A 17,363-nucleotide genomic window follows, 5' to 3' on the forward strand; every position below is an offset into this window, starting at 1 on the left:
ATCATGCGTCACGCACGTGGATACCGCCGCCTCAACCGCACGCACGAGCACCGCAAGGCGCTCTGGGCGAACATGGCCGGCTCGCTCATCGAACATGAGCAGATCAAGACGACCCTGCCGAAGGCCAAGGAACTGCGCCCGATCGTCGAGAAGCTGATCACGCTGGCCAAGCGCGGCGACCTGCACGCCCGCCGCCAGGCCGCCTCCAAGCTCAAGCAGGACGCCTATGTCGCCAAGCTCTTCGAGGTTCTCGGCCCGCGCTACAAGGACCGCAGCGGCGGCTACGTCCGCGTCCTGAAAGCCGGCTTCCGCTACGGCGACATGGCGCCGATGGCGATCATCGAATTCGTCGACCGCGACCGCGACGCCAAGGGTGCTGCCGACAAGGCGCGCGTGGCGGCCGAAGAGGTTTCCGTCGAGGACTGAACAACCAGAAACTGACCCCGGACCCGTCGAGGTCCGGGGCGTTTCCTGGCCCCCGAAACCCGCGTGGTTCCGGGGGCTTTTTGCCTTTTGGGCGTGTCATTCAAAGACCCGCCTGTCCGATCGGACAGCGCGCTATCCGTTAGACATTGGAAGTCGCCGGATGCGCTGCCGCATCCCGGCTGCGAAGCGAATAGACAGCATTGCAACGATTATTCTGTTTCGAGGTCTCTCATGTCCAAGCTGTCAGGCAGTCGCACCGCCGCCAGATCCTTCCTTATGGCCGTTCTTCCGATCGTCATCAGCGCCGGAGCCGCCGCCGCCGCCACGATATCGCCCTTCCAGTCGACGGCGCGCCCGCAGGGATCGGAAATCGCCGGGCCGGTCCAACTGGCGGGGTCCGACGATCGGGCCGCGACGTTCCAGCAGGAGGTCCTGCCGACCATGTTCGATGCGGCCCGTCAGGATCTTGGCGAAAACCAGGTGGTCGACGACCTCGGGGCGCTCGCACTCGATACCTCACGCATGGTGGTCTCGGATGTCGTGGTCCCGCGCATCTATTTCGTCTGGGAGGGGGCAGGGTTTCACAACTCGCTGCTCGCGCAGGTGATCCGTGCGGACGGCACGGTTGAGGATGAAAGCATCATTTTTCCGGACGCCAGCTCGGCTGCCAGCTGGTGGGGCGGGTATCGCGAGAACGGCGGACGATCGGCCTCGACGCCGCTGCTGGCCGGCGATTTCGTCGACCTCGATCACCAGTTGAACCCCGGCGACAGGCTGACGCTGCAACTGCTCGCGAACGGCGCGAACGGCGGCAGCAGCCTCTTCAGCACCGATCCGTCGCGCAACGTGGACGGCCTGGACCAGCATGTCGTCGGCCTGTTGTCCTCGGCACCTTCGGCAAAAGGTTTCGTGCTGATGGGGTTCGAGGATCTCTGGGGCGGGAGCGACCAGGACTACAACGACGTGATCCTCGCCGTCGATTTTGGCGAAGCCAACACGCGCGCCTTCGAAGCGCAGCAGATTCCCGGTGTGCCCCTGCCGCTGCCTGCGGCCAGCCTGGTCGCTGCGATAGGCCTGCTTGCCGCGATCCGCAGACGGTCCGCGCGCGGCTAGCCGCCCGCCTGCAACGCTTGCGTTTGCGGCCGGCTGCGACCATATCCGGAGTCTCGGAACGACCGGAGTGGAGCCTTGCTGCGAACCATCCTGCTGACCCTCTGTCTCGCCACGCCGCTTTGCGCCGAGCAGGTGAAAATTCCCCAGTCGCGCGCCGAGATGCAGCTGAGCTTCGTGCCGCTGGTGAAGCAGGCGACGCCCGCCGTGGTGAACATTTACGCGCGCATCATGGCCGAACCGCAGCGCACGCCGCTGCAACGCGATCCGTTCTTCCGCCGCTTCTTCGGCGATCCCGAGGCGGTGAAGCCACGGGTGCAGAATTCGCTCGGTTCCGGCGTGATCCTGTCCTCCGACGGGATCATCGTCTCGAACCACCACGTCGTCGGCATGGCCACCGACATCCGCGTCGCGCTGTCGGACCGGCGCGAATACACCGCGCGGGTCCTGCTCGCCGACGAGGACAGCGATCTTGCGATCCTCAAGATCGACGCCGAGGACCTGCCGCACCTGCCGCTGCGCGACAGCGACACCGTCGAGGTGGGGGAACTGGTGCTCGCGATCGGCAATCCCTTCGGCGTCGGGCAGACCGTCAGTTCGGGCATCGTTTCGGGTCTGGCGCGCTCGGGCGGCGGCGGCGGGTCCGGGCGCGGCTACTACATCCAGACCGATGCGCCGATCAATCCTGGCAACTCCGGTGGTGCGCTGATCGACACCGAAGGCCGGCTGATCGGGATCAACACGTCGATCCTGTCGCGCTCGGGCGGCTCGAACGGCATCGGCTTCGCCATTCCCGCCGATCTTGTCGGCGCCTTCGTGGCGCAGGCCCGCGCGGGCAAGGGGTATTTCGAACGCCCCTGGGCCGGCATGCGCGGCCAGCCCGTCGACAGCGATCTTGCGCTTTCCATCGGCCTCGATCCGCCCGGCGGGCTGATCGTGTCGGACCGCCACGACGCGAGCCCCTTTGCCGCAGCGGGTGTCGACGTGGGCGACGTGATCACTGCCGTCAACGGCCAGCCCGTCAACACCGCCTCCGAGATGGTCTACCGGATGTCGGTGATCGGGCTGGGAAAGGCCGCGCGGATCACCCGGTTCCGCGACGGGGCTTTCGAGGACGTCGAGGTCCTGCTGATCGCGGCCCCCGACGATCCGCCCCGCGAGGAGATGCAGTTGGGCCGCCGCAGCATCCTGCCCGGCCTCACGCTCTCGCGCATCAACCCGGCGGTGACGGCGGCCAACAACCTGCCGTTCGATGCCGAGGGTGTGCTCGTGCTCGACGCCGGGGATGTCGCGCCGCGCGTCGGATTCCGGGACGGCGATGTGATCCTCGCGATAAACGGAGCGTCGGTGACCCGTCCGGCCGAGGTGCGCGACGCCTTCGACCTGCGCCTGCGCGGCTATGACGTGACAGTGCAGCGCGGCGCGCGGCGGCTCGCCCTGCGGTTCCGGGTCTGATCCGTGGCCGATCTCTTCGACACGGAACCGCAAGGCACGAAGGAAGCGAGCGCGCACCGCCCGCTCGCCGACCGCCTGCGCCCGCAGACGCTGGCCGAGGTCATCGGACAGGAAAAGGTGCTGGGCCCCGACGGTCCGCTGACAACGATGCTGGCCTCCGGCAGTCTCGGCTCGCTGATCTTCTGGGGGCCGCCGGGCGTCGGAAAGACCACGATCGCGCGACTGTTGGCCCACGAGACGGACCTGCAGTTCGTGCAGATCAGCGCGATCTTCACCGGCGTGCCCGAGCTGCGCAAGGTCTTCGAGGCGGCGAAAATCCGGCGGCAGAACGGGCAGGGGACACTGCTCTTCGTCGACGAAATCCACCGTTTCAACAAGGCCCAGCAGGACGGGTTCCTGCCGCACATGGAGGACGGCACGATCCTCTTGGTCGGGGCCACGACCGAGAACCCGTCGTTCGAGCTCAACGCCGCCGTGCTGTCGCGCGCGCAGGTGCTGGTGCTGGAGCGCCTTCCGCTTTCGGATCTCGAGCGGCTGGCGCAGCGTGCCGAGGCGGAACTGGGCAAACAGCTTCCGCTCGACGGCCCGGCGCGCGAGGTGCTTCTCGAGATGGCCGATGGCGACGGGCGGGCGCTTTTGAACCTCGTCGAACAGGTCGCGGCCTGGACACCCGAGGGCAAGCTCGATCCAGCAGCGCTCTCGGCTCGGCTGAGCCGGCGCGCGGCGCAATACGACAAGAGCGGGGACGCGCATTACAACCTGATCTCGGCCCTGCACAAGTCGGTGCGCGGCTCGGACCCGGATGCCGCGCTCTACTGGTTCGCGCGCATGCTCGAGGGCGGCGAGGACCCGCGCTACCTCGCGCGGCGCATCACCCGGATGGCGGTCGAGGACATCGGCCTTGCCGACCCGCAGGCGCAGGCGATCTGCCTGCAGGGGTGGGAGACCTACGAACGCCTCGGCTCGCCCGAGGGCGAATTGGCGTTGGCGCAGGCGGTGGCCTACCTCGCGCTGGCGCCCAAGTCGAACGCGGCCTACGTCGCCTACAAGGCGGCGCGGGCGGATGCGAAGAAGACCGGCTCGGAGCCGCCGCCGAAGCATATCCTGAATGCGCCGACCGGGTTGATGAAGGACCAGGGCTACGGCGCGGGATACGCCTATGACCATGATGCTGAGGACGCGTTCTCGGGCCAGAACTACTTTCCCGAGGCCATGACGCGGCGCGAGTTCTACAAGCCGGTCGAACGCGGGTTCGAGCGCGACCTGAAAAAGCGGCTCGACTACTTTGCGCGGCTCAGGGCCAAGCGCGAAACTTGACATCCGGGCTGCGAGGCGTGACAGACCGGGGATGATTTCGACCCTTTCCCTCGTGGCCCTTGGCGGAGCGGCTGGCGCGTCCCTGCGCTACCTTTTCGGCGTGGCCGTGCTGCGCGCGGCCGGCCCGACCGATTTTCCGCTCGCCATCATTGGGGTGAACGTGATCGGGTCGTTCCTGATGGGCGCTTTCGTGACGCTCGCGGCCGAACGCGGGCTGACGCACCTCAGCCCGCTGGTTATGACCGGCCTTCTGGGCGGCTTCACCACTTTCTCGGCCTTTTCCTTGGAAACCATGACCCTGATCGAGCGCGGGCAGGTGGGCTATGCCGGCCTTTACGTTCTGCTTTCGGTCGCCCTGTCCGTCCTTGGCCTGGCGCTGGGACTGTGGCTGACCCGCGAGGCGCTGGCATGAGCCGAGTTCAGACTATCACCGTGGAGGCGGGCGATGGCGACCAGCGGCTCGACCGCTGGTTTCGGCGGCAGTTTCCGCAGATCAGCCAGGGCCGGATCGAAAAGATGTGCCGCAAGGGCGAACTGCGGGTCGACGGTGGTCGGGTGAAGCCGGCGACGCGGCTGGTCGAGGGCCAGCAGGTCCGTATTCCGCCGTTGCCCGACAGCGAGGCCCCGCCGCCCGAGACCCGCGACAAGATCAGCGAGGCCGATGCCAAGCTGATCCGGTCCTGCGTGATCTACCGCGACGATCATGTGCTCGCGCTGAACAAGCCGCCGGGACTGCCGGTACAGGGCGGGTCGGGCCAGTCGCGCCATGTCGACGGTCTGGCCGAGGCGCTGATGTTCGATCTCAAAGAGAAGCCGCGGCTCGTGCATCGGCTCGACAAGGACACCTCGGGCGTGCTGCTGATGGCGCGCACGCGCGCCGTAGCTGCGGCATTGACCGCCGCCTTCCGACACCGCGAGACGCGCAAGATCTACTGGGCCGCCGTGGCCGGTGCGCCGCATCCGCGCAACGGCACCATCCGCTTCGGATTGGTCAAGGCGCCCGGACATGGCGCGCGTGGCGAGGGAGAGAAGATGATCTGCGTGCATCCGCGCGAGGTCGAGACCACGCCCGGCGCCAAGCGCGCGGTGACCGACTACGCCACGCTGGCGCAGGCCGCCAAGCGCTGCTGCTGGATGGCGCTGATCCCGGTGACGGGCCGCACCCACCAGCTGCGCGCCCACATGGCCGAGATCGGCCACCCGATCGTCGGGGACGGCAAGTACGGCGGATCGGGGCAGGACAACCTCGGAGACGGCTGGGGTGCGCAACTGGGCGGTGACATCTCCAAGAAGCTGCATCTTCATGCGCGCTCGCTGAGACTCGAGCACCCGGTGACCAAGGCGACGCTGCAGCTGACGGCCCCGCTGCCCGAGCACATGCAGCGCACCTGGGATACCTTTCAGTGGCAGGCCTCGGATGTGCCCCCCGACCCGTTCGAGGAGGGCTGGACATGAGTACTTCGCTTCGCCTCGTGATCTTCGATGTCGACGGCACGCTTGTCGACAGCCAGGGGGATATCGTCGCGGCCCTGACGCACGCTTTTGGAGCAGTTGGACGGCCCGCGCCGGACCGCGCGACGATGTTGGGCATTGTCGGCCTCTCGCTCGACGTGGCGATGGCGCGGCTGGCACCGGAAGCGCCCGAGGCGACGCGCGCGCGTTTGGTTCAGGCCTACAAGGACGCCTACATGGACCTGCGCAGCCGGGCTGGGGCCGCGCACTCTTCGCCGCTCTTTCCCGGTGCGCGCGAAGCGCTCGAAGCGCTAAGTGCCGATGAGAACACGCTTCTGGGCATCGCCACCGGCAAGTCGCGACGCGGCCTCGACAAGTTGATCGAGGCGCACGGGCTGCACCGGCTTTTCGTCACCCAGCAGGTCGCGGATTTCCATCCGTCCAAGCCGCACCCGTCGATGATCCTGCAGGCGATGACCGAGGCCGGCGTCGGACCGAAGGAGACCGTGATGATCGGCGACACGAGCTATGACATGGACATGGCCGCCGCCGCGGGCGTACGCGGAATCGGCGTGAGCTGGGGCTATCACCCGGTGGCGGCGCTGCATCGGGCCGAACGTATCGTGCACGGGTTCGACGAACTGGCCGATGCGCTGGCAGGGACGCCGGCGGCATGAGCGGCTGGGCGGCAAAACGGTTCTGGGAGACGGCGGAGGTCACCGAGACCGCGCGGGGCTTCGGCATCGCGCTCGACGGACGGCCCGTGCGCACGCCGGCCAAACGTCTGCTCGAGGTGCCGACCCGTGCCTTTGCCGAATGCATCGCCACCGAGTGGGATGCGCAGGAAAAGACCATAGATCCGTTGTCGATGCCGTTCACGCGCACGGCCAACGCCGCGCTCGACAAGGTCGCGATCCAGCAGGAGGCGGTGGTCGACATGCTGGCCGATTACGGCGACAGTGACCTTCTGTGCTACCGCGCCGAGGGACCGGACGCGCTGGTCTGGCGTCAGTCCGAGCAATGGGACCCGATGCTGGACTGGGCGGCAGAGACCTTCGACGCCCGGCTGATGCCTCGGACCGGCGTCATGCACGCGCCGCAGGACCCGGACGCGCTGGCGCGACTGCGTGCGCAGGTGCGCGCGATGAATGCCTTCGAGCTTGCCGCGTTCCACGATCTCGTCAGCCTGTCGGGGTCGCTGATTCTCGGGCTGGCGGCGACCCGCGATGCAGCCCCGGTCGAGACTCTCTGGGAGACCTCGCGGCTCGACGAAATCTGGCAGACCGAGCAATGGGGTCACGACGACGAAGCCGCACGCATGGCCGAGGTCAAGCGCCAGGCATTCCTGCATGCCAAGCGGGTTTTTGATCTCTGCCGCACGGGCTGATTGCCTCGCAGAGCAGCTAACCTTGGGTGACCTCGCAGCGTCGATCGTTTTTGGTGATCGCGGCCTTGACGTTTGGCGATGGATGCCGCCAGAATGCCGCCCATTGGAAGGGAAAAGCCTTCCGTATCGCCCTCCGGCGGGTCAAACGCCGGAACAACCGTCCCAAAATGTGGCGGAAAATCAGGAAGAGGTAAAAATGAAAAAATCCGTAATCTTTGGTGCGCTGACCGCTGCCGGTCTGGTGGCAGGCGCAGCCGGAGCGGCCACGCTTGACGACATCAAGGCTCGTGGCAAGCTTAACTGCGGCGTCACCACCGGCCTCGTGGGCTTCGCCGCCCCCGACGCGAACGGTGAATGGAACGGCTTTGACGTGGCGGTCTGCCGCGCAGTGGCCGCCGCCGTTCTGGGCGACGCGACCGCGGTCGAGTTCGTGCCGACCACGGGCAAGACGCGCTTTACCGCGCTGGCGTCGGGCGAGATCGACATGCTCGCACGCAACACCACCTGGACCTTCTCGCGCGACGTGGACCTCAAGTTCACCTTCGTCGGCGTGAACTACTACGACGGCCAGGGCTTCATGGTTCCGAAGGCTCTGGGCGTGTCCTCGGCCAAGGAACTCGACGGCGCGACCGTCTGCGTGCAGACCGGCACCACGACCGAGCTGAACCTCGCCGAGTTCTTCCGCGTGAACAACATCAGCTACGAGCCGGTTCCGATCGAAACCAACGCCGAAGCCCAGCAGCAGTACCTCGCCGGTGCCTGTGACGTGTACACCACAGACGCCTCCGGCCTCGCGGCGACCCGCGCTGCCTTCGAGGCGCCCGCAGATCACGTTCTGCTGCCCGAGATCATCTCGAAAGAGCCGCTCGGCCCGCTTGTCCGCCACGGCGACGACGAATGGGGCGACGTGGTGCGCTGGACCCTCAACGCACTGGTCACCGCTGAAGAGCTGGGCGTGACTTCGGCCAACGTGGGCGAAATCGGCACCACCACCAACAATCCCGAAGTGGCCCGTCTGCTCGGCACCGAGGACGATCTCGGCGCGATGCTGGGCCTCGACGCCGAATGGGCCAAGCGCGCCATCGCGGCCGTCGGCAACTACGGCGAAGTGTTCGAGAAAAACATCGGTGAATCCACCCCGATCGGTCTCGCGCGCGGGCTGAACGCACAGTGGACCAACGGCGGCCTGATCTACTCGCCGCCCTTCCGGTAAGATGCCGAAACGAAAGGGCGCAGGATCATCCTGCGCCCTTTCACTATCTAGACCTGACGAAAACCCGGCCAGCACGGCGCGCCAAGCGACCGAAGAAAAACCAACCGGCCGGAGCCACGGGGAATAACAGATGACGTCCACGACCGACCCTCAAGAGGGCTCGTTCCGACTGTCGATGCTCGTCAACGACACTCGATACAGATCCTACACGTTCCAGTTCATCGCCCTGATCCTGCTGATCGCCCTGATGTCCTATCTGGTGGCGAACCTGATGGCGAACCTCGAGGCCGCCGGGCTGAACATCTCGTTCGGATTCCTGCAGCAGGCCTCGGGCTACGACATCAACCAGTCGCTGCTGGAATACGACTCGCGCTCTTCGCACCTGCGCGCGGCCGTCGTCGGCATCATCAATACCATTCTTGTCGCTTTCCTGGCCTGCATCACGGCCACGATCATCGGCGTGATCGCCGGTGTCCTGAGGCTATCGAAGAACTGGCTCGTGGCCAAGCTCATGGCCGTCTACGTCGAAGCCTTCCGCAACGTGCCGGTGCTGATCTGGATCCTGATCATCTACACGGTTCTGACCGCCGTTCTGCCCGCGCCGAGTGCGTTCCGGGGCGAAGAGCCCACGTCGAGCATGCTGTTCGGCGCCTTCGCCTTCACCAACCGCGGCATCTACATCCCGGCCCCGGTCTTCGGACCCGGCGGTCTGGCCGTGGTCGTGACCTTCCTCGCGTCGCTCGCGGCCATCTTCATGTGGCGTCGCCATGCCGTGAAACAGCTTTATGCCCACGGCAAGGTCCTGCCGGTCACCTGGCCCACCGTCGCGCTATTCTTTGTGCCGACACTATTGGTGTTCTTCGTGCTCGGCAGCCCGATCTCGCTCGACCTGCCGGCGTTGCAGGGCTTCAACTTTCAGGGCGGCATCCAGATCGGCGCGCCGCTGATCGCGTTGTGGCTGGCGCTGTCGATCTACACCGGCGCCTTCATCGCCGAAAACGTCCGCGCCGGGATCCAGGCGATCTCGAAGGGCCAGACCGAGGCCGCAGCCTCGCTCGGCCTGCGTCCACGCCGGGTCATGAACCTCGTTGTGCTGCCGCAGGCGCTGCGGGTCATCATCCCGCCGCTGATCTCGCAGTATCTCAACATCACCAAGAATTCCTCGCTGGCCATCGCCGTGGGTTACGCGGACGTGACCGCGACGCTGGGTGGGATCACCCTGAACCAGACGGGCCGGGCGATCGAATGCGTGCTGTTGCTGATGCTCTTCTACCTGACGATCTCGCTGCTGATCTCGGCGGTGATGAACGTCTACAACAAATCCGTCTCCCTGAAGGAGCGCTGAGATGTCCGACACGCACGCACAGACCGTCGGCTTCGTGCGCGACACCATGTTGCCGCCGGCCGATCCGCCCGCGGCGGAAACCGGGGCGCTGAAGTGGCTCAAGGAGAACCTGTTCTCCTCGATCCCCTACACCATCCTCACGCTGCTGGCGCTCTACTTCATCTGGTCGCTGCTTTCGGGCTTCCTGCCCTGGCTGCTGGGCGGGGTTTGGAACACGTCCAACATCCGCGAGTGCCGCGAGGTTCTCGACGGGGCCGCCGGCGGGTGCTTCTCGGTGCTGCGCGAACGCTGGAACCAGCTGCTGTTCGGCATCGCCTACCCGCAGGAGGGCTACTGGCGTCCGACCCTGGCCTTCATCCTGCTGTTCGTGGCGGCCGCGCCGGTGCTGTTCTCGCACCTGCCGCGCCAGCTTCTGGTGGTCACCGGGCTTTATCCCTTCATCGCCTTCTGGCTGATCTGGGGCGGCACCTTCCTGATCCCGGTGGTGGCGCTGGCCGGCGTCGCCGCGGGCTATGTCGTCTACAGCCGGCTCGTGGCGCGCAGCTTCGTCGCCGGGTTCTTCGGCGGCATCGTCGCGGCCGCGGTGGTCTGGTGGCTCGGCGGGTTTCTCACGGCCGCAATGCCGAACTTCCTCGCGCTCGAGGCGGTGCCGTCGCGCGACATGGGCGGCTTCATGCTTAACATGATCCTCGGCGTGGTCTGCGTCTCGCTGTCGCTGCCGCTGGGCATCCTGCTCGCCCTCGGCCGCCAGAGCCGCCTGCCGATCATCAAGATGATCTGCGTCGTCTTCATCGAGTTCATCCGCGGCGTGCCGCTGATCACGCTGCTGTTCGTGGCGAACGTGGTTCTGGCCTACTTCCTGCCGCCGGGCACGAACTTCGACCTGATCCTGCGGGTGATCATAATGATCACCATGTTCGCCTCGGCCTACATCGCCGAGGTGATCCGGGGCGGGCTCGCCGCGTTGCCCAAGGGCCAGTACGAGGCCGCCGACAGTCTCGGGCTCGACTATGCGCAGGCGATGCGGCTGATCATCCTGCCGCAGGCGTTGAAGATCTCGATCCCGGGCATCGTCAACGTGGCCGTGGGGCTCTTCAAGGACACGACGCTGGTCTCGATCATCTCGATGTTCGACCTCGTCGGCATGATCCGCGGACCGATCCTCGCCTCGACCGAATGGAACGGCGTCTACTGGGAACTCTGGGGCTTTGCGGCCTTGCTGTTCTTCGTCGTCTGCTACGGCATCTCGCAATATTCGCAATGGCTCGAGCGGCAGCTCCAGACCGACCACCATTGATCCAGAAGGCTGACCGATATGGCTGAACAAGCAAAATCCATGATCTCCGACAAGGTGGCCGTCCAGATCACCAACATGAACAAGTGGTACGGCACCTTCCACGTGCTGCGCGACATCGACCTCACGGTCTACCAGGGCGAGCGCATCGTCATCGCGGGGCCCTCGGGCTCGGGCAAGTCGACGCTGATCCGCTGCATCAACGCGCTGGAAGAACACCAGCAGGGGCGGATCGAGGTGGACGGAACCGTGCTGTCCTCGGATCTCAAGAACATCGACAAGATCCGGTCGGAAGTCGGAATGTGTTTCCAGCACTTCAACCTCTTCCCGCACCTGACGATCCTCGAGAATTGCACGCTCGCGCCGATCTGGGTCCGCAAGACCCCGAAGAAGGAAGCCGAGGAAACGGCAATGCACTTCCTGCGCAAGGTCAAGATTCCCGACCAGGCCAACAAGTACCCCGGCCAGCTTTCGGGTGGCCAGCAGCAGCGTGTGGCGATCGCGCGTTCGCTGTGCATGAAGCCGCGGATCATGCTCTTCGACGAACCGACCTCGGCGCTCGACCCCGAGATGATCAAGGAAGTGCTCGACACCATGGTCGAACTGGCCAAGGAAGGCATGACCATGCTCTGCGTGACCCACGAGATGGGTTTCGCGCGGCAGGTGGCCGACCGGGTGATCTTCATGGACGAAGGCCAGATCGTCGAGCAGAACGAGCCCGAGGAGTTCTTCAACAACCCGCAGTCGCCGCGGACCCAGCTGTTCCTCAGCCAGATCCTCGGTCACTGAGGGGTTCCGGGCGGGGGTGCGACCCCGCCCTAGTCCTCTTCGCCGATGACCTCGCGCGGAATGGCGAAATCGACGGCTGCGCCCCGGCTCCAACTGACATCGGCCCAGGATGTGACGTCGAAATCCGCGACCAGCGTTGCGCAGGTCGGGTAGTCGTCGAACCTCGGATGCTTTGGCGGGGTTCGTAGCAGTTGGTGCGCGGCGTCGGCGATTCCGGGGTTGTGCCCAATCAGCAGAATACACTCCGCCGTTGCCTTGTTGAGATGCCGCAGGATCGCCTGCGGCTGTGCATGGTAGAGGTCGCGCGAAAACTGGACGTCGACGTCCGATGACAGGCCGAGACCCGCGAGCGTCTCGCGGGTGCGCGTGGCGGCCGAGCAGAGCACGGCGTCGGGCAGGTAGCTATTGCCACGCAGCCAGTCACCCATTGCGCGGGCCGAGGCCCGGCCGCGCTTGTTGAGCGGGCGGTCGAAATCGTCGAGCGCCGGGCCGCCCCAGGACGATTTCGCATGTCGCATCAGGATCATTCTGGGCATGGGCTATCTCCGAAAGGCTCTCATGTGGTAGGCCGACTGCTCCGGCAGGCGGCCGAAAACGTCCGAGACCGGGCAGGCGCGCCGCGCCCGGCAGCCGCGCTCCATGCAGTCGGCGCCCGGCGGCGTGTCGAGAAACGCTTTGCAGGCCGCCGTGTCGTAGGTCAGCCCGCCGAAGGCATCGACGGGGCAGGCGCTGCGGCAGGGCTGGTCGACGCAGGTGTCACATGGCGGCGGCGCGGGCGGCGGCAGGTCGAGCCGCTGGCGCAAGGCGAGCGCGCCGCGAAACGACACGAAGAGCCCGGCGTGATCGTGCACCAGCAGCCCGATCGGCGAGGCGGCCAGCCGCCCGGATCGCCTGGCCCATCGCATGAACGGATGATGCGGCGGGTCGCCGAAGGGAAAGAGCGGCTCGGCGGCGATCTCATCCGCCCATTCACCGATGACGCGGCGCGACCAGCGGTCCAGCGGGTCGGGCGCGCCGTCGGACCACTCCGCCGAGGCGGTGAAGACCGGCCAGAACCGCGGCTCGTCCGGGCCGAGCAGCACCAGCGTCCGGCATCCGCCGGGCGCTGCGTCTGACGGTTTCGGGTGGAAAGCGCCGAGAACCGTCAGCGCCCGATCGCGCGCCTGACCGTCAAGAGCGGCAAGCGAGGAGGGCAATGCGTTGGCGGAATCGGCGGGTCCGGGCATGGCGCGAGCCTAGCCGGTCTGCCGGCGCGCGCAACGCCGCGTGCGGCTTCAGCCAGCGCGGACGATGCTGCCCGCGCCGTGTTCGGTGAACAGCTCCAGCAGGCAGGCGTTCGGGGCGCGACCATCGAGGATCACCGCCGCGCGCACCCCGCCTTCGACGGCAGCCAGCACGGTCTCGGTCTTGGGGATCATCCCGCCGGCGATCGTGCCGTCGGCGGTCATCTCGCGGATCTGGCTTGCGGTGAGCTGCGTCACCACCTCGCCGGCCGCGTTCTTGACGCCTGAGACGTCGGTCAGCAGCAGCAGCCGGTCCGCCTTCAGCGCCGCGGCGATGGCCCCGGCGGCGGTGTCGCCGTTGATGTTGTAGGTCTGCCCGTCCTCGCCGACGCCGAGCGGAGCGATAACGGGGATGTATTCCTTTTGCCCGAGATCGCGCAGAAGCGTCGGGTCGACGGTCGAGGGTCTGCCGACGAGGCCGAGCTCGGCATCTTCGGGCGTGCAGGTGATCAGGTTCGCGTCCTTTCCCGACAAGCCCACGGCCCGTCCGCCCTGCGAGTTGATCGCCTCGACGATGCGCTTGTTGACGAGCCCGCTCAGCACCATCTCGACGACCTCGATGGTCTGCGCATCCGTCACCCGCTTGCCTTTACGGAATTCGGACTTGATCGCAAGACGGTCGAGCAGAGCGTTGATCATCGGTCCGCCGCCATGCACAACCACCGGATTCACGCCGACCATGCGCATCAGCACGACATCGCGGGCGAATTCGTCCATCGCCTCTTCGCTGCCCATTGCGTGCCCGCCAAGCTTGATGACCACTGTGGCCCCGGCATAGCGCTGCATGTAGGGCAGGGCCTGGTTGAGCGTGCGGGCGGTGCCGATCCAGTCGCGGTCCATCTTCTGCGTCTTCATCCTGATCCCTGACGTGAAAGGGGTTATGGAAAACCGAAACCCGGGACGCAAGGGCGGCGCGGCGCGGGCCTATTCGAGTGTGGCGATAATGGAGCGCAGGGTCGGAATAGCCCAGCCCTTTTCGCTCGAGGTCACGACCAGTTCGGGAAAGGCCGCAGGGTGCTTGGCGAGTGCGCCCCGCACCTGGTCGAGCACCGTCTCGCGCTCCTTCTCCTTGACCTTGTCGGCCTTGGTCAGGACCGTCTGGAACGTGACGGCAGAGCTATCGAGCAGGCTCATGATCTCGTCGTCGACCTTCTTGACGCCGTGACGCGCGTCGATCAGCACGAAGGCGCGGCGCAGGGTCTGGCGGCCCGAGAGATACTGCTTGAGCAGGCGTTGCCACTTTTCCACGATCGCAACCGGCGCGTTGGCATAGCCGTAGCCGGGCAGGTCGACGAGGTAATGGGTGTCGCCGGCGGTGAAGAAGTTGATCTCTTGCGTGCGCCCCGGCGTATTGGAGGCGCGCGCAAGCGCCTTCTGCCCGGTCAGCGCGTTGATCAGCGTGGATTTTCCCACGTTCGAGCGCCCGGCAAAGCAGACCTCCATCCGGTCCGCCTCCGGCAACCCCGACATGGCCACGACGCCCTTCACGAAGTCCGTTTCGCCGGCGAACAGGCGACGCCCGCGTTCGAGCGTTTCGTCTTCCGGGTCTTCGGCGACCGGGAACCGGATCTGCATCAGTGGACCTCCACCGCATCGCCGACGGAGACCGGGCCGCCTTCGATGACCTCGGCGCGCACCGAGAAATCGCGGTGACCCCAGTGATCCAGCGCCTTCAGCGTATCGGCGTCGCGCTGGCCGGTGTCGGGGTTGGCGGCGGTCGCCATGCAGCGGTCGGTGCGTTCACGCACCCGCAGGCGTGCGCCTCCGATGGTGATCTCGCGCCCGATCCAGTTGAACTCGGCCCAGGGCTCTAGGTGTTCGAACCAGATGTTCCCGCGCCAGCGATGGATCGATAGCTGCCGGTCCATGTGCGCCTCGACGGCCCGGTGCGAGGCGATGTTGCAGAGCGTAATCGAGGCAAAGTCGCTGTCGGTGTAGCCGCGCCCGTCGAGACGCAGGATGCGCTGAGGCATCGCCCGGTCCTGCGGCACGATCGGACTGACCCACTGGATGAAGGCGTCCGCCTCGGTATCGGGATTGAAGGCCAGATCCGGCAGGCGCGGGTGCGACAGCGTGATACGCTCGGTCGTCTCGTCGAGCCGCGCGGTAATCGCCATCAGCGACGGCGCCTTGGCGACGCGGCTGAAATTGGCGCAGGGCGACCACGTTCCAGCGTCGGCCCGAGACGCCTCATGCGCCACGGCCCACACCCGGTCCCAGGGCATCGCCTCACCTGCGCGCAGCACCACCTGCGTCACCGCCTCGCGCCCATGGCTCTTGAGCGGGTGCCGCCAGAGGTGGGTGACCGCGGTCATTTGGTCTCCGTCTTGGCCTTGCGGCTCAGACCCTTGCGGATGTTGCCGAAGACGTCCGGCTTGTGCCCGTGACTGCGCATGATCGTGTACTGCTGGATGAAGGTGATCGTGTTGTTGGCGATCCAGTAGACCACCAGCCCGCTGGCAAATCCGCCGAGCATGAACATGAACACCCAAGGCATCCAGGCAAAGACCATCTGCTGGGTCGGGTCCGTGGGTGCCGGGTTGAGCTTCTGCTGCAGCCACATCGAGATGCCCAGTAGCAGCGGCAGGATGCCGATGAAGATCAGCGCCATGATCGTGCCGGGCTCGGGCGAGCCCCAAGGCAGCACGCCGAAGAAATTGAAGATCGATGTCGGATCGGGCGCCGAGAGGTCCCGGAATGGTCCGAAGAACGGCGCTTGTCGCAGCTCGAAGGTGACGAAGATCACCTTGTAGAGCGAGAAGAAGATCGGGATCTGCAACAGGATCGGCAGGCAGCCGGCCGCCGGATTGACCTTTTCGCGCTTGTAAAGCTCCATCATGCCCTGCTGGAGCTTCTGCCGGTCGTCGCCGGCCTGCTCCTTGAGCTTCTCCATCTGCGGCTGAAGCTCCTTCATCTTGGCCATCGAGACGTAGGACTTGTAGGCCAGCGGGAACAGGATCGCCTTGATGATCAGGGTCAGCACGATGATCGCGATGCCCATGTTGCCGATCAGCAGGTTCAGTTCGTGCAACAGCCAGAAGATCGGCTTGGTCAGAAAGAAGAACCAGCCCCAGTCGATGCTGTCGACGAAACGATCGACGCCGTCCTCCTGGTAGGCGCGGATCTTCTCCCACTCCTTGGCGCCCGCGAACAGCCGCGTGGTCACCGAGACCGAAGCCTCGGGCGCGACGCTCTGCGTCGGCAGGACCGTTTCGGTCTGGTAGATGTCGCTGCGCGGCAGGTATTTTGTCGTCAGGCGCGTCGGGCTTGCCTGGTCGGGGATCAGGGTCGCCATCCAGTAATGGTCGGTGAAGCCGATCCAGCCGTTGGTGGCGTTCTCGATGCGCTGTGCCGGTACGCCTTCGCGGGCCTCGATCTCGAACTCGGGGATGTCGTCCCAGTCGATCTCGGAGAGCTCGCCGTCGGCCATTGCGACGACGCCCTCGTGCAGGATGAAGAAGTTCTTGCTGTCCGAGGGTTCGCCGTGGCGCGCGATGATGCCGTAGGGCGCGACGCTGACGGTCTCGCCGCTGGCGTTGGTCACGGTCTGGGTGACGGTGAACATATAGTCGGCATCGACCGCGATGCGGCGTTCGAAGGTCAGCCCGGCGCCATTCTCCCATTGCAGGGTTACGGGGGTCTCGGTGCTCAGGGACTCGCCTTCGGCCAGCGTCCACTCGGTGTTGGGGCCGGGAACCGCCTCGGGGTCGAGGCCGGCGCCGGCGGCCCAGCCGTAAAGCGCGTAGTAGGCGTCGGTGCTGCCGGCGGGCGAGAGCATGGTGACGATTTCCGCGCCCGGCTCGATGCTGACGCGGAAGTCCTTGAGGCTGAGATCGTCGATGCGCCCTCCGATCAGTGAGATCGAGCCGGTCAGCCGATCGGTGGCGATCGGGACGCGCGGCGAGTCCTCGATGGCGGCGGCGCGGGTTTCCTCGTTGGTGGCGATGCTCGTGGGCGCGCCCGCGACGGGGTCCGCGGTGCCGGGGGTGGCCGAGGTGACTTCGCCCTGCTCGGTGCGCGTGCCTTCGGGCTGTACCTGCGGCTCTGGCGGCGGGAACAGCACGAACCAGACCAGGATCACGATGAAACTGAGCGCGGTTGCAAGAATGAGGTTCTTGTTCTGATCGTCCATCGGGACTGCCACCTGATGCTTTTGGAGTATCAGCGTGGGTTCAACAGAGTGCGGCCCGAAAGGTCAAGCGGATTCCCGGTCGGGTGAAGCTGCTTCGGCGCGTCATTTGACCTCGTTCGGGCGAAGCAGGGCGGCCTGCGCGCCTGGTATCTCCGGACGG

General features: G+C 66.2%; 18 protein-coding genes. 12 read left to right on the forward strand and 6 right to left on the reverse strand.

Annotation, left to right across the window (positions count from 1 at the left end; all coding sequences use genetic code 11):
• Positions 1-3 precede the first annotated feature (3 nt).
• From rplQ to R5H30_RS20925, 12 genes are all read left to right on the forward strand, one after another.
• The gene (rplQ, locus tag R5H30_RS20870; protein WP_318330686.1) at positions 4-426 is read left to right on the forward strand and encodes a 50S ribosomal protein L17; all 423 of its coding nucleotides are present in this window, start codon (positions 4-6) and stop codon (positions 424-426) included.
• Positions 427-702: 276 nt separating this feature from the next.
• Entirely contained in the window at positions 703-1,539 is an 837-nt protein-coding gene (locus R5H30_RS20875; RefSeq protein WP_318330687.1) for a DUF4114 domain-containing protein, read from the forward strand.
• 75 nt (positions 1,540-1,614) lie between these two features.
• Positions 1,615-2,991, forward strand: coding sequence for a trypsin-like peptidase domain-containing protein (locus tag R5H30_RS20880; protein ID WP_318330688.1), 1,377 nt, complete (start codon positions 1,615-1,617; stop codon positions 2,989-2,991).
• A 3-nt stretch (positions 2,992-2,994) separates the two neighbouring features.
• Positions 2,995-4,308, forward strand: coding sequence for a replication-associated recombination protein A (locus R5H30_RS20885; RefSeq protein WP_318330689.1), 1,314 nt, complete (start codon positions 2,995-2,997; stop codon positions 4,306-4,308).
• 31 nt (positions 4,309-4,339) lie between these two features.
• Positions 4,340-4,720, forward strand: a complete 381-nt coding sequence (gene crcB, locus R5H30_RS20890; RefSeq protein WP_318330690.1) for a fluoride efflux transporter CrcB — start codon at positions 4,340-4,342, stop codon at positions 4,718-4,720.
• Positions 4,717-5,763 carry an RluA family pseudouridine synthase gene (locus R5H30_RS20895; protein ID WP_318330691.1) on the forward strand — a complete coding sequence of 349 codons (1,047 nt, stop codon included), beginning with the start codon at positions 4,717-4,719 and terminating at the stop codon, positions 5,761-5,763. Before crcB ends, R5H30_RS20895 begins: the two co-directional genes overlap by 4 nt.
• Positions 5,760-6,437 carry an HAD-IA family hydrolase gene (locus R5H30_RS20900; protein ID WP_318330692.1) on the forward strand — a complete coding sequence of 226 codons (678 nt, stop codon included), beginning with the start codon at positions 5,760-5,762 and terminating at the stop codon, positions 6,435-6,437. Before R5H30_RS20895 ends, R5H30_RS20900 begins: the two co-directional genes overlap by 4 nt.
• Positions 6,434-7,147, forward strand: coding sequence for an ATP12 family chaperone protein (locus tag R5H30_RS20905; protein WP_318330695.1), 714 nt, complete (start codon positions 6,434-6,436; stop codon positions 7,145-7,147). Before R5H30_RS20900 ends, R5H30_RS20905 begins: the two co-directional genes overlap by 4 nt.
• Positions 7,148-7,343: 196 nt before the next feature.
• Positions 7,344-8,360 carry an amino acid ABC transporter substrate-binding protein gene (locus R5H30_RS20910; RefSeq protein WP_318330696.1) on the forward strand — a complete coding sequence of 339 codons (1,017 nt, stop codon included), beginning with the start codon at positions 7,344-7,346 and terminating at the stop codon, positions 8,358-8,360.
• 130 nt (positions 8,361-8,490) lie between these two features.
• Positions 8,491-9,705, forward strand: a complete 1,215-nt coding sequence (locus R5H30_RS20915) for an amino acid ABC transporter permease (protein ID WP_318330697.1) — start codon at positions 8,491-8,493, stop codon at positions 9,703-9,705.
• Position 9,706: 1 nt separating this feature from the next.
• Positions 9,707-11,002, forward strand: coding sequence for an amino acid ABC transporter permease (locus R5H30_RS20920; RefSeq protein ID WP_318330698.1), 1,296 nt, complete (start codon positions 9,707-9,709; stop codon positions 11,000-11,002).
• Positions 11,003-11,020: 18 nt separating this feature from the next.
• Entirely contained in the window at positions 11,021-11,788 is a 768-nt protein-coding gene (locus R5H30_RS20925; protein WP_318330699.1) for an amino acid ABC transporter ATP-binding protein, read from the forward strand.
• A gap of 29 nt (positions 11,789-11,817) precedes the next feature.
• On the opposite strand, the gene R5H30_RS20930 is transcribed toward R5H30_RS20925, so the two are convergent.
• The 6 genes from R5H30_RS20930 to yidC all read right to left on the reverse strand — a co-directional run bounded on the left by R5H30_RS20930 (position 11,818) and on the right by yidC (position 17,203).
• Complete coding sequence (locus tag R5H30_RS20930; RefSeq protein WP_318330700.1) at positions 11,818-12,324, reverse strand: SixA phosphatase family protein; 507 nt, start codon at positions 12,322-12,324, stop codon at positions 11,818-11,820.
• Positions 12,325-12,327: 3 nt separating this feature from the next.
• Positions 12,328-13,014, reverse strand: a complete 687-nt coding sequence (locus tag R5H30_RS20935) for a ferredoxin (RefSeq protein WP_318330701.1) — start codon at positions 13,012-13,014, stop codon at positions 12,328-12,330.
• 48 nt (positions 13,015-13,062) lie between these two features.
• Positions 13,063-13,926, reverse strand: coding sequence for an acetylglutamate kinase (argB, locus tag R5H30_RS20940; RefSeq protein WP_318330702.1), 864 nt, complete (start codon positions 13,924-13,926; stop codon positions 13,063-13,065).
• A 69-nt stretch (positions 13,927-13,995) separates the two neighbouring features.
• Positions 13,996-14,646 carry a ribosome biogenesis GTP-binding protein YihA/YsxC gene (yihA, locus tag R5H30_RS20945; protein ID WP_318330703.1) on the reverse strand — a complete coding sequence of 217 codons (651 nt, stop codon included), beginning with the start codon at positions 14,644-14,646 and terminating at the stop codon, positions 13,996-13,998.
• On the reverse strand, positions 14,646-15,386 hold the full coding sequence (locus tag R5H30_RS20950) for an MOSC domain-containing protein (RefSeq protein WP_318330704.1): 741 nt from the start codon (positions 15,384-15,386) through the stop codon (positions 14,646-14,648). Before R5H30_RS20950 ends, yihA begins: the two co-directional genes overlap by 1 nt.
• The gene (gene yidC, locus R5H30_RS20955) at positions 15,383-17,203 is read right to left on the reverse strand and encodes a membrane protein insertase YidC (protein ID WP_318330705.1); all 1,821 of its coding nucleotides are present in this window, start codon (positions 17,201-17,203) and stop codon (positions 15,383-15,385) included. Before yidC ends, R5H30_RS20950 begins: the two co-directional genes overlap by 4 nt.
• Positions 17,204-17,363 lie beyond the last annotated feature (160 nt).

The organism is Roseobacter sp. FCG-D35 (assembly GCF_033436665.1).
In the GTDB taxonomy this organism is placed as follows: Bacteria; Pseudomonadota; Alphaproteobacteria; order Rhodobacterales; family Rhodobacteraceae; genus JAWQFO01.